The organism is Planococcus shenhongbingii, assembly GCF_030413635.1.
Taxonomy (GTDB): Bacteria; Bacillota; Bacilli; order Bacillales_A; family Planococcaceae; genus Planococcus; species Planococcus shenhongbingii.
Genome location: NZ_CP129235.1, coordinates 3,046,051 through 3,058,826 on the forward strand (window position 1 = coordinate 3,046,051; position 12,776 = coordinate 3,058,826).

The 12,776-nt window shown below is 45.8% G+C and carries 11 protein-coding genes; 1 reads left to right on the forward strand and 10 read right to left on the reverse strand.

Annotation, left to right across the window (positions count from 1 at the left end):
* Positions 1 to 15 precede the first annotated feature (15 nt).
* Genes QWY16_RS14885 through QWY16_RS14905 form a run of 5 tightly spaced genes read right to left on the reverse strand, consistent with a single transcriptional unit; the run spans position 16 to position 5,335 of the window.
* Positions 16 to 1,323 (reverse strand): TRAP transporter large permease, encoded by a 1,308-nt coding sequence (locus tag QWY16_RS14885; protein ID WP_300990009.1) that lies wholly within the window; start codon positions 1,321 to 1,323, stop codon positions 16 to 18.
* 14 nt (positions 1,324 to 1,337) lie between these two features.
* Positions 1,338 to 1,823, reverse strand: coding sequence for a TRAP transporter small permease (locus QWY16_RS14890; protein WP_300990010.1), 486 nt, complete (start codon positions 1,821 to 1,823; stop codon positions 1,338 to 1,340).
* 25 nt (positions 1,824 to 1,848) lie between these two features.
* On the reverse strand, positions 1,849 to 2,910 hold the full coding sequence (dctP, locus tag QWY16_RS14895; RefSeq protein ID WP_300990011.1) for a TRAP transporter substrate-binding protein DctP: 1,062 nt from the start codon (positions 2,908 to 2,910) through the stop codon (positions 1,849 to 1,851).
* Between the two features lie 40 nt (positions 2,911 to 2,950).
* A complete protein-coding gene (locus QWY16_RS14900; protein ID WP_300990012.1) occupies positions 2,951 to 3,745 on the reverse strand; it encodes an enoyl-CoA hydratase/isomerase family protein in 795 nt (264 codons plus the stop codon).
* A gap of 24 nt (positions 3,746 to 3,769) precedes the next feature.
* Positions 3,770 to 5,335: an AMP-binding protein gene (locus tag QWY16_RS14905; RefSeq protein WP_300990013.1), complete on the reverse strand. Its 1,566-nt coding sequence runs from the start codon at positions 5,333 to 5,335 to the stop codon at positions 3,770 to 3,772.
* Positions 5,336 to 5,497: 162 nt separating this feature from the next.
* On the opposite strand from QWY16_RS14905, the gene QWY16_RS14910 reads away from it, so the two are divergent.
* A complete protein-coding gene (locus QWY16_RS14910; RefSeq protein WP_300990014.1) occupies positions 5,498 to 6,412 on the forward strand; it encodes a LysR family transcriptional regulator in 915 nt (304 codons plus the stop codon).
* Positions 6,413 to 6,629: 217 nt separating this feature from the next.
* Here QWY16_RS14910 and QWY16_RS14915 read toward each other — a convergent pair whose 3' ends face one another.
* The 5 genes from QWY16_RS14915 to QWY16_RS14935 form a co-directional block, all read right to left on the reverse strand.
* On the reverse strand, positions 6,630 to 7,172 hold the full coding sequence (locus tag QWY16_RS14915; protein WP_300990015.1) for a DUF2179 domain-containing protein: 543 nt from the start codon (positions 7,170 to 7,172) through the stop codon (positions 6,630 to 6,632).
* 745 nt (positions 7,173 to 7,917) lie between these two features.
* Positions 7,918 to 8,265: a hypothetical protein gene (locus QWY16_RS14920; RefSeq protein WP_300990016.1), complete on the reverse strand. Its 348-nt coding sequence runs from the start codon at positions 8,263 to 8,265 to the stop codon at positions 7,918 to 7,920.
* 167 nt (positions 8,266 to 8,432) lie between these two features.
* A complete protein-coding gene (locus QWY16_RS14925) occupies positions 8,433 to 9,263 on the reverse strand; it encodes a transporter substrate-binding domain-containing protein (RefSeq protein ID WP_300990018.1) in 831 nt (276 codons plus the stop codon).
* Positions 9,264 to 9,569: 306 nt separating this feature from the next.
* Complete coding sequence (locus QWY16_RS14930) at positions 9,570 to 10,211, reverse strand: acetyltransferase (RefSeq protein WP_300990019.1); 642 nt, start codon at positions 10,209 to 10,211, stop codon at positions 9,570 to 9,572.
* Between the two features lie 313 nt (positions 10,212 to 10,524).
* Positions 10,525 to 12,525 carry an acyltransferase family protein gene (locus QWY16_RS14935; protein WP_300990020.1) on the reverse strand — a complete coding sequence of 667 codons (2,001 nt, stop codon included), beginning with the start codon at positions 12,523 to 12,525 and terminating at the stop codon, positions 10,525 to 10,527.
* Between the last annotated feature and the right edge of the window lie 251 nt (positions 12,526 to 12,776).

Here is a 12,776-nt window from a genome sequence, read left to right on the forward strand (position 1 = left end):
CCATTCTATTTTTGGTTAGTCCATCGTATTCGGCAGGAACAAGGCAATATCCGGGAAGATGTACAGCAGGACCACAACTGCCAGGATCGGCACGATAAAGATCGTGGCGCCTTTGAAAATATCGGTGATTTCCAGTTCATCGGTGACCCCTTTTAAGACAAAGACGTTCATCCCGATTGGCGGTGAGATCAAAGCGATTTCCACCACCAAAACAATCATGACGCCGAACCAGATCAAGTCGAAATTCAGCAATTCCAGAATAGGCATTAATATCGGAATCGTGACCACCATCATCGCCAGCGAATCCATAATGGCCCCAAGGACGATAAACAGGCAAATGATCAGCACGAAAATCATCGTCGCGGACAAATCGGCTGTCAGCAGGAAATCCGCCAGCAAATTCGGCACCCGCGTCAGCACCAGGATATAATTCAGGATGAAAGCGCCGAGAATGATCGCGAACAGAAATCCGGTGGTCTTTAAAGTTCCGAGCAAGGCTTCCGTAAAATTCTTCATGTTCAAACGGCGGCGGATCAAGCCGATCAGGAAGGCTCCGAACGCGCCGACGCCTGCTGATTCAGTAGCGGTGAAGAACCCTAGATAAATACCGCCCATCACCAGTAGGAACAAAAGCAGAATCCAGATATTCGAGCTTAAGGAAGTAAAACGCTCTTTCCAGCTCACGTATTCCGGAGCTGCAGCTGTTACCATCGTGGGCTTGATCAATATGCAAATATAAATGGTCAGCATGAAAAATAATGTCAAGATGATGCCCGGAATGATGCCGGCTGTCAGCAGTTTCCCGACCGACTGCTCAGTCAGCATCCCGTAAATGATGAACGTCGTACTCGGCGGGATCAGAATGCCAAGCGCCCCGCCTGCGACAATCGAACCGCCCGTCAGGCTTTTGCTGTAGCCGCCTTTCAGCATTTCTTTTGTCGCAATGACGCCCATCGTTCCGGTAGTGGCTACACTGGAACCGGAAGCTGTCGCAAACATGGCCGAAGCCCCAATGGTCGCAATTCCCAATCCGCCTTTTAAGTTCCCGAACCAATTCTTGAATGTCTTGAACAAATCATCGGTTACCCCGGAAGCAAACAGCAATTGCCCCATCAATACAAATAACGGAATCGTGCTCAAGGTATAATGATAGCTTTGGGTCCATACCACACTATGGATCACCGATGCCAGCGTATCCCAGCCTCTCAGGAAAATGATGGCCAAACTTGCGGGAATGACCATTGCGATGGCGATCGGAACACGCAAAAACATTAAAACAAACACAGCTGCAACCACTAAAACACCAACCGCTTCTGTCGACATGGCCCTCCCCCTTTCTACTTGCCTTTAACAGCTGTCTTATAATCTTCTACATTCTGGATAAATTTCACCATTGCCTCTAAAGCCCAGCCGATAAAACAAATGACCAGGAAAATTTTAAAAGGCACAAACGACAGGTTCAATAAATCAGAGGTCTGCCCGAAATTGATTTTTACGATAAATGCCCAGCACACGATAAAACAAAATAGAATCGTTAAAAACTGAGCCATGAAATCCAGCGCCAATTGGACTTTCGCCGGGAAGCGGTCGGCAAGCACGCTAATCGATATATGGGCGCCCGTCGCTTCGGTATATGCTAAAGAACCCATAATCAGAATAACCATACTGAACTGGACGATTTCAATGTCCCCGACGACCGGATAGCCAAGACTGCGGGAAATGGAAAAATATGTTACCAGTGGCACCATAATGATTAACGTCGAAAATGAAATCCATTTTGCTAAATTGGTTATGAACGATACAAGATGTGCCACATATTTCATCGTTTCACCCGCTTTCACTTTAGTGTTAATAAGGCAGGCTGAGCCCCGCTTCCATCAAGGATTTTTTGTAGAACTCCATCATCTCTTTGCCGTCAAAGCCTTTGTCATTCGCCATTTCCACCCAGTCTTCCCAAACGGTTTTGGCCGGTTTCTTGAACTCGGCCAGCGCTTCTTCATCCGGTTCGATGACGCGGCCGTCTTTTTCTGCTACGCTGTCGCCATACACTTTAATCGCTTCAGCCGACGCACCGCCGTATAAGTCGCTGTTCATTTTGACCAGGGACGGCGCCAGCTCTTCTTCAAAAAGTGTCTGGATGTCTGCAGGCAGCGCTTCAAACGTCCGTTTATTCATCAAATAGAAAAGTGCTGTGTTGCCCATATCGATTTTCGTCATATAAGGCGCTACTTCAAACAATTTCAGTCCTACAGCACCAATCGATGTGTACGTAGCCTGATTGACGGTATTGCGGTCAAGCGAGGTATAAATCTCTTCCAAGCCCAGAGTGACCGGCACCGCGTCCCATAATCCGACCAAATCCACCCGCTGATAACCCGAAGCAATGATTTTCTGGTTTTTGACGTCTTCTACGGTTTCAACCGGTTCTTTGCTGTACAGCTGATAAGAATCGGTGGCGGAAACACCGATTGGCACCACATCTTCAAGCGTATCCGCCATATAAGTCTCGATGAATGGCGTCAGCACTTTTGTGCTGTCAGAAGGAGCCGATAAGCCGAAAGGCAAATCGCCGATCGATAATGGAAACAATTCCGTGTCCGGATGAAGGCTTGGGCTGACATAACCGATATCGTAAACAGCGCCTTGAATATCTTCATAAGCCGTACTCAAAGTTCCAAGGGCTCCGCTGTTATAAATATTGACCTTCACTCTTCCGTCAGTCTTTTCTTCCACTTCTTTTGCCCACGGCTCCACGACTTCTTTATGGAATTTATGCGTCGACGGAACCTGGATGTTGAAACTCAATTCGTACACTCCGTCGTGGTTAGCTGCCCGGCCGACTCCGCACGCTGACAGCACGAACACCATCCCTAACAGTAAAGCCACTTTTGCTCCTTTAGCCAGCTTCATGCCATTCCCCTCTTTCATACATATCTCCAAAGACTTGCCTTCACTTTCTGCCCGCTTTTGTCGGCTGACTGACAAAGTCATTGATCTGCTCCAGTGTTTCCCCGTGCTGCAGCATATTTTCCTGCAGCTCCGCTTCGTAATACAATAGATTTTCGAATCTCGGAACCGAGGCGTTGACGATCTTCTTGGTGATGCGCAGCGGATCGAACGGCTTTTTCTGCAGTTTCACCAGCATTTCTTCGACTGCTGAAAACAGTTCTTCAGCAGGCACAGCTTTCGTTACGAGTCCGATATCTTTTGCTTCTTGTGCTGTAATGGCATCTCCTAGCATAATCAATTCCTTTGCTCTTGCTGCACCTACCAAATTGACTAAGCGCGGTGTGCCGCCTCCAGAGAAGAACATGCCGCGTTCCACTTCCGGCAAGCTCAGCGCCGCCCCTTCCGCCATGATCCGGAAATCGCAGGCCATCGCAAGCGCCATGCCTGCGCCAAAGGCCGGACCGTTAATGGCTGCAATCGTAATCTGGTCGAGTGCATCAAATTTCCGCAAAAATTCCTGGCGGTTGATTTGATCTTTTCGGATCCAGGAAGGATCAGCCGCGTTTTCTTCAATATTCTTTTTCACTTCTTTAATGTCAGCACCCGCTGAAAAAACTTTTCCGGCTCCAGTGAAAACGATAAAGCGGTAGTTCTGGTCACAGCCCACTGCTGAAACCAATTCGGACAATTCCTTATCCATTTGATTGTTCATCGCATTCGCTTTTTCCGGCCGGTTGAACGTGACAAAAAGCACCGGTGCACGGTCTTCGACGATCAAGGTTTCATAATTCTTCAAAGTCTCCGCTCCTTTCCTACGCACTTAAATATTCCGTTCCGCCAGTTCCCAATAAGGTTCACGCAGTTTCTTCTTATCGATTTTCCCGTAAGACGTCAGCGGCAAAGCATCAACCAAGTGAATCGTTTTCGGGCATTTGTATTTGGATAGCTTGGCTTTGCAGATCGCCATCACTTCGGAAACCTCCAAAGTTCCGCTCTTTGCTGTTACAAAAGCGGTTACCGCTTCTCCCCAGTCCGCATCCGGCACACCGATTACAGCAGCCTGTGCCACACCCGGATGCTCCTGGATGACATTCTCTACTTCAGAACAGTAGACATTCATGCCGCCCGAGATGATCATGTCTTTTGCTCTGTCCAGTAAATACAGAAATCCTTGTTCATCCATTTTCCCGATATCCCCGGTATAGAGCCAGCCGTCTTTCAACGCTTCAGCAGTCTTCTCCGGCTGATTCAGATAGCCAATCATATTGGTGAAAGCCTTCACCACAACTTCCCCTTCCGTCCCTGGAGCAGCTTCCTGTCCCGCTGCATCGACCACTTTGACTTGTGAGAAAATGGTCGACCGTCCGCAGCTTTTCAATAAATGACGGTTATCCGCTTCAGCGCTATGAAACTCTTTCTTCAGCCAGGTCGCCGCACTTTGCGTTTCCGTCAGTCCGTAAATCTGCAGGAACACTTGCCCAAACACTTCGAGGCCTTGTTTCAAACGCTCTGCAGTAATCGGTGCAGTGCCGTATTGAATCGTGCGGATCGACGAAACGTCCACTTGCTTATCTTCTATATAATCGAGCATGCGGTACAGAATCGTCGGCACCAGGCTTAAATAAGTGATGCGGTTGTCTTCAATATGCCGGATGACCGTTTCCACGTCGAATTTGTCTTCGATAAAAATTTCCGCGCCTTTGATCAATCCGGAAAGCAAATACAAACCGGCGGCATGAGGCAAAGGCGTGGTCACAAGAATTTTTTCATCGCTTTGGATATTGGCTTCGATAATGATCGAAATGAACGTCAAACTGGTAGTTTCATATGTATGGACCACACCTTTCGGCTTACCGGTCGTCCCGCCGGTATAGAGAATGAACGAAAAATCAGATGGTGCCGCTGCAACGGTTATCGGTTCTTCAGACCCTGCTGCCTGAAAAACTTCCCAAGAAACTGCTTCTCTTTCCTCCATGTTGTCCGTTCCAACAACGACGACCGTATGCAGCTTTGGCAATCCGTTTCTGACCCTTTCGATCATTGGCAAAAAGCGTTCGTCCACAACCAGCAATTCTACTTCGGCATCGTTCAGGATATAGCGGATATCATTTTCACTGACCATGCTGTTCAAAGGAATTTTCGTGGCGCCTGCCAAGTAAATCGCCACTTCGCTGACAACATACTCGTAGCGATTCGGCAACAGCAGCCCTACACGCGACTTTCGGCTGATGCCGTATTGCTTGAACGCCTGTGCAGTCCGGTTAGCGTCTCTATGCAATTCATTGTAGGTATAACTGGAGCCATTAACGTGCAAAGCCGTTTTACCGGCGTTATTGAGTAAACTGTTTTTCACTAATTCATTCAGCACTAGCGGTACCGCTTGCATCCTTGTTTCCTCCTCTATATTCATGAACCGTTAATAATAATGGATTATTTAAAATAAAAGCAATTATTTAAAAATACTATCAACCTCAGTGATTTTCGTCTAATATATATAAAAACCCATTTAAGAGGTTTTTCGTCTTAATCAACATTGGAGGGACTCATCATGGAACTTAGACATTTGCATTATTTCATCGCAGTCGCTGAAGAATTGCATTTTGGCAATGCCGCGAAACGGCTGAATATCAGCCAGCCGCCGCTCAGCCAGCAAATCATCCAGCTCGAGAAAGAAATGGACGTCAAGCTGTTCAACCGCAACAACCGCTCCGTTGAATTGACAAAAGCAGGAATGCATTTTTTAACAAGAGCCTATGAAATCCTTGCCAAAGTCGAAATAAGCATCGACGACACACGGAATATCCATGCCGGAAAAGCCGGAGTCCTAAATGTGGCATTTACCGGCTCCTTGAATTCCAGCCTGATTCAGCTGATCCATAGCCACCGCACTCAATATCCTGATGTCAAAGTGACGCTGCATCCGATGTCAAGCACCGATCAGCTAAAAGCTTTGGCGGACAACGAAATCCACATCGGGTTTATTTGTCCACCGATCATCAATCCTGCACTCAGCTTCCAGCTTATCTACAGCTCTCCGTTTGTAGCGGCATTGCCTAAAGATCATCCACTGGCAGCCGTCCCTGGACCCATCGACATCAAAGATTTGAAAAACGAACCATTTATCATGGCTCCGCGGCGCTTGGAACCTGGCTATTATGACACCATCATCTCCATTTGCCTTTCGGGGGGAATGAGTCCCATCATCCAACAAGAAGCAGAAGGCGTAACCCATATTTTATCGCTGGTGTCCGCAGGAATCGGCGTTACGCTCGTCACTGAGTCTGCCCAGCTGGAATACCCCAAAAGCGGCATTGTCTATAAGCCGCTTAAAGACAATAAGCAACAGATGGATTTATACATCGCCTGGAATCATACGGCTTCCAGCCCAATTACCGACACCTTTGTCCAAACAATGAAAAATTCCTTGTCCGCTGAACATGAAGAAATTTCTTCTATAATATAGGACTGCCAAATAGAAAAGCCGCCTCCATGAAATCGGATGATTTCATGGAGGCGACTTCTTTTCTGCTTAAAAATTTTATCGCAGGATTCTGGTGGATAAATCCGGTTGAATGGTAATGTATCTCTTTATCCCCAAGTATTATAACCCGTAACAAAAGCTGCTGGATTCATAAGGATCTCCAGAAGCTTTTGAATTTAATAGGGTATTTGCGAAGAGATCAATGAGACATTCTTCTCCCTCTCACAGTCCGGATCCAGAACCCGCCGTGAATGGTCTTCGAATCATTGGCGACCACAAATGCCTGCGGTTCCAGTTCTTTGATCGTCTGGTACAATTTCAATTCACGTTTCTTCGGTGTCAGGATCTGCAGCGAGCGGCGCGGCCCTTCATGCCCGTTCGTCTCCCAATCCGTCACGCCGTAACCTAGCTCACGCAATTGCTTTGACAAATGGTCCGAATTATCCGGAGACACTACCGTCGCGGTCACATAGCCGAGCGTCAGTTTGTCTTCGATGATTGAACCGACGACAATCCCAGCGCCGAAGCCAACCGCGTACGAAATCAAATTCTGGATTTCGGAAATGTTTTCGAGCACTAGCCCCAAGCCCAGAATATTGATGATAACTTCGAATACGGACAAGCCGGCTGCCAAATACCGGTAGCCTTTCATCATCAAAATCATCCGGACCGTCGACAGCGTCACATAAACGATACTGATCATGAAAATGATGATGACCAATATAATAGGATTTAAGCCCAAATAGAAACCCTTCTTCCTAATAGTTTATATTTTCCATTTTTATTTTCTCGATATGGTTCTTTTCCCCATCAAAATGAAACTAAACATGTCAGATATTTACTTGCGAAACCAGCGTATTCTTCCGGCATCCATTGCTGTGCAGCTCTCTGAAAATCTTTCCAATGCAAAAAGCAGCTGCCTTTTGAAGTGTTTAACTTCGAAGGTGGCTGCTTGTCGTACTTACTTCTTGCAATCTGTCTTTATAATACTCTATTTTTGACTCCAATTTCTTTTTCATTTGCGGGCAACGGACATCATTGTGGATCATTTCCAGCCACGTCAATCTCAATTTATAAAAGCTAATCATCACGCGATCACTCCATTTCCATCCTATAGTGAAAATAATACCTATCCAATTCACAAAATTGAATATGCATTACTATCCAAATCGAAAGAGGAAAAGTATAGTGAAAAAATGTGGGACTGAACCAAAAACACTATCGAATATGCAGATGAGCCTATCAAACTTCAAGTTATTTAATTATTCAATCTATATTAGATTTATTAATCATCTTGAGCTGCGGATAATCCGCAAAATAGCTTTGCAACGAGCTTGCGCAGGAGCACAAGTCTTTGCATTATCCAAAGCGCCGAAGCGGCAAATAAAAAATCACCTTTAGCTCAACTTATATAAACCCGAAATATTAAAAGCCATCTCCACAACTTTCCCTGTGAAGATGGCCCGTCTGCTATTCGCTCCAAAAGACTAAACTGTCTGGTTCCGCTTTGGATGCGGCTGTGTGATATCCACCGCATAAACTTTGATCCGGTTGACCATCAAATCGCGTATTCCGTAAATCGGCCGTTCCCGTTTCTGGATGTCATCCACATAGGCATTCAGCTGGTCCTGCAAGTAGACACCAAGCGGTTTGCCTTTGTATTCCTCCCCTATGCTTTCGCTATCCGCAGGGCTGCGGAATGAGATTTCAAAATACAAGTTGGATACCTCAAGCGCCTTCAGGGTTTCTCCTTCTGTATCTACACCTACCACTTCGTAATAATTGCCATATTCATCTCTCACTAAGTCATTCGCGACGATTTGCTGCATACTCATGTTTTCCATCCCCTCTCACGATTCTATTTCGACATCTTTAAAACGATTCCTCCATTATACATTGCCTGCTTCAGCCCGGTTGAAACCCGTCAAAGTGGATCGTAAAGCTTCTTTCGACAAATATTGCATGACCCCGGCCGTAAGAGTTACGTATGTCCGCTTACAATTCACTTTAATTGTTGTGCTTTCAAAGTCTTGATATCCGGTGCTATGCCGAACCATTTTTCATAGATTTCTGCATACTTCCCGTTATCGAGGAGGATATTAATGGCTTCATCGATTTCCATTTTTAAGCCGCTGCCTTTCGGGAATAAGACGCCATAAAACTCATTTTCAAAACTGTCGTCCGTAACGGCTTTTAAATTTTGTTCCGAGTGCATCTTCACATAATAGTCCACAACGGCATTATCAGCGATGACTGCATCCGCACGGCCTTTCACCAGCTCCTGGATGGCCAAGTTATGGTCTGCAAACTTCAAAACTTCTTGACTGTATTTTCCTGCAATGCTTTTTGCCGCTGTCTGCCCGGTTGAACCGTTCAACACGGCCATCTTCTTTCCTTTCAAATCGGTAACGCTCTCTATGCCACTATCTTTAGATACCATAATTTTGTGTGTAGATAAATAATAGGGCACGGAAAAATCATATGTCTGTTTCCGCTTATCAGTGATCGTGATAGAAGAAATCGCCATATCCGCCGTTTTACTTTCGATTTCCTCAAACATCGGTTCCCAGCCGACTGCTTCGATATCCGCTTCATACCCCGCTTCCAGTGCAACTGCTTTTGCAAAGTCAACCCCGAATCCGACGACTTCTTCACCCTCCATATACTCCATCGGGGCATAGGCACCGTCCGTCACGATTCTTAGTATTTTCTTTTCTTCAACCGCTGCTTTTTCGACAGCTTGACTGCTCTCCGGTTCACTCTTTCCACATGCAGACAGAAGCGCCACTATGACAAGCATCAACATAAAGTTCAAGAGCGAGAATTTCTTCATCAGTTGTTCCCCTTTTTATTAAGGTATTTTTAAAAATACCTGTATTGTACGAAACAAATTCCCCTTGCACCATTATCTTTCTTAGAACTGTAGTGGCAAATAAATGAAGCTGAAAAATCCCATTGTATACATTCTATTGAGGAAAGGTTAAATATGGGTAAAGTATAATATTTGAGCAATAAAAAAAGATGGCTTCGAAGTTTCGAAACCATCTTTTTGCTTTAAACATTGAAAGTATGTTTTCATCTTTCACTGTCTCAGCCGCCACTAAACATCTTTAATTCTTCTCTCTTACTCAATTGTGCTTCATAGCTTCAACTCGTTCGCTTCAGAAGTAACCTCCCGAGCCGGCACTCCCATAACAGTCGTATATTCCCTGACGTCTTCTATCACAGCCGATCCAGCGCGGACAACACTCCACTGGCCAATTTCTTTTGTCGCAGTTACACTTGCGCCCGCCTCGATCAAGACTCCTTCTCCAAGTTTAGTCACTCCTGCCACTGTTGCACCAGGAGATACATGGACATAGTCTCCCACCACACAATCATGTTCCACTACAGAACGCGAATTTATAATCGTATGATCGCCGACGATTGCCGCTGCGTTTACCACCGCTCCCGGCATTACGACAGTGCCGTGCCCAATGGCGGCGCTCGGGCTGACAATGGCATCTTTATGGATGGCGGTCGCATATTGATCGGCGTTTAACGCCAGGCGCTCAACGATTTTTCTTCTCACTGAGTTAGCCCCAATCGCTACAATCACTTTAGCCTGCTCTTCCCCAAGCAAGTGCCCTACTTCAGAAACCGGTCCAAACCAGCAGCCATCTTCCTTAAAAAGCTCAGCGTATTTATCATCCAGCTTTGCTACTATTTGATTGCCTGAAGAATTAACGATATCAGCAATGACACGAGCATGGCCGCTGTCGCCTATTAATAAGATGTTCATGTCAAGCACCTCCTGAATCAGATTTACCCTTTAGGCTTATTATAAGACAATAGCAAACTTATTGATCTATACAATTTTGGAAAATTATATATATTTCTTTCTAAACAAATTATAACCAACTTACCTGCTTTTTTCTCTTTCCCTGCAACGTCTTTTCTATAAGGCACCCCTTTCTTTCGGTTATCGCTCCATTCAACCGTTATAAACTTCCGGTCATATGCATTACCAAATAACAGCCACCTTCGAAATCGATTGATTTCATTGAAGATGGCTGCCGCGAATTAAAGTATGATTTTATTGGAGATTCCCGCTATCATTGTCTATCCAGACCATCGAGCGCTTTCTTCAAATCTTCTGCCAAGACTGGCCCCATCGTCTTCGAATACAAAGTAGTCAGATGATGTTCGTCACGGTAGACAAGGACATTCCCGATAGCCGGAGGACAAGTTTCGTCATCGCAGAAGTAAGGGGATGTATCAAAAAAGGTCACATTGCCGGGAAGGTTTTCTGTGTTTTCCCATGGCAGGACAGCGGATAATACCTCTTCCCGTGGAACGGAGCATTCTTCCGGAGTCTCCTCCATACAGGATGGGATATCCTTTGGCATTCTCGGGTTGTCCCGGACCGCGAATATCTCCGTAATGCCTTCAAACACTTCCCATTTCTCGATATAGCCGCGAGGGACATTATCTTCTGCCTGGACGTTCGCCGTGGTGAAAATCATATCCGGCGGATCGTTTTTCAGCATTTCCGTCACTGTTTCGTTCCATTCCATACAAGACTCGGTCAAAGCCCCCTCCAGATCATCTGTGGTAAACCGGCAGGCATCTTTGATGTAGACATCAATCTGCAGCTTCAGTTCCGGGGCTATTGTCTCCAAAGCCGGGAACCAGTGGCCGGAATGCGATCCCCCGACTAGGGCAATGATGTAATCGGGATTTTCCGTTTCACCGAACGAGCATTTATTGACGTCCGGATTATCACTGTAGGTGGAGCAATTTCCTTTTTTGTAGAAAATCGGAAGATCGCCTTTTGCAAGTGCCGGTGAAGGAACTGGTGCTACGTTTTCTGCCGGTACAATGTTTTCTGAAACAACGCGTGCTCCCGGATATTCTTCGACTGAATATTCGACCGCTGCTTCCTCGTTAAGGCTTGCCTGAACATAGAGGTTCCATGAAGCTCCCACCAATATGACAGGCAGCATGATCGCTACCAGCACTTTCCCTAACTGCCTTTTCGACTGGCGGACATTCAATCCGCGGACCGGCGCTTCGATCAGCTTGCTGGTGATGACTGACAGGATAAACGATACTGTCAGAATGGCGAGTCCGGCCTGCAGCGAAACCGTAGCCGTGCTGAAATATGCATAATAGAAAACCAGCAGCGGCCAGTGCCATAGATAAAACCCGTAGGAAATACTGCCGAAGTACATGAACGGTTTCGTACTCAATAGCCGTTGCACGCCGAAACGGCCGGTGTTTTCAGCTGCAATGATGACAAAAATAACACCCATGGTCGGCAATAATGCTGCATACCCCGGGAACACGCTTGATACCGGCAGAAGCATGCCGGTAAAACAAATAATGGCCAGACCAATCCAACCAATGATGAAACTAATGGCTTTATTGAATGTCAAATAAGGGATCAGCAGCGCCAGAATGCCGCCTAAACTGAATTCCCATGCCCGGGCAAAAGTATCAAAATAAGCCCAGGGCTGATTGGCTTCAGTGATGTATATAGAATATCCGAGAGAAACTGCAAAAATTGCAACCAATGCTGTTAACAGCGTTTTCCGGACAGGCATCTTCAACACTTTTTTTGCTAGAAGATAGACCGCTGTAATGATGAACGGCCAGGTTATGTAAAATTGTCCTTGTATAGAAAGAGCCCAAAAATGTTGAAGCGGGCTGGCTTCATTGTTTTGCCCTAAGTAGTCCACCGCACTCGTTGCCAACTGCCAATTCTGGAAATAAAACATAGATGAAAAAAGCTCAGAAATCGTCTGCTTCCAAAAAGTCTGCGGCAGTATCCAGATAGATAGGAGGGCGGTAACCAGCAGGACAGTAAATGAGAGGGGTATCAGCCGTTTCGCCAGACCCAGCAAATTCTCAATGAAATTAATTTTTCCATCTCGCTCCATTCGCGACAATAAAGAAGTGGTAATCAAGTATCCTGAAACAATGAAAAAGACGTCAACGCCTCCAGAAACTGAACCGATCCAAATATGATATACCGCGACCAGCAAAGCCGCAACTGCCCTAACCCCCTCCAGCTCGGGGCGGAACTTTTTTTCAGGCATCCTTAAATCCGTCAATGCCTACATCTCCTTTCACCTTTCAAGTTATAACAAAAATTTATCTACACAGAAATACAGAAACCGATCTCGCCCATTATGTCGGCCTTGTAAGGAAATCTCCCGCTAAAACCTAAGGACGGGCATAAACATAGAAGATTCATAAAATAGCTCAACCTTTTTTCAGTTATTGCTTTTAAAAAAACAACGAAAAAGAACATGCCTTACCTTGCATTTCATAAAAAAGCATACCTTTTAAAGGTATCACAAAA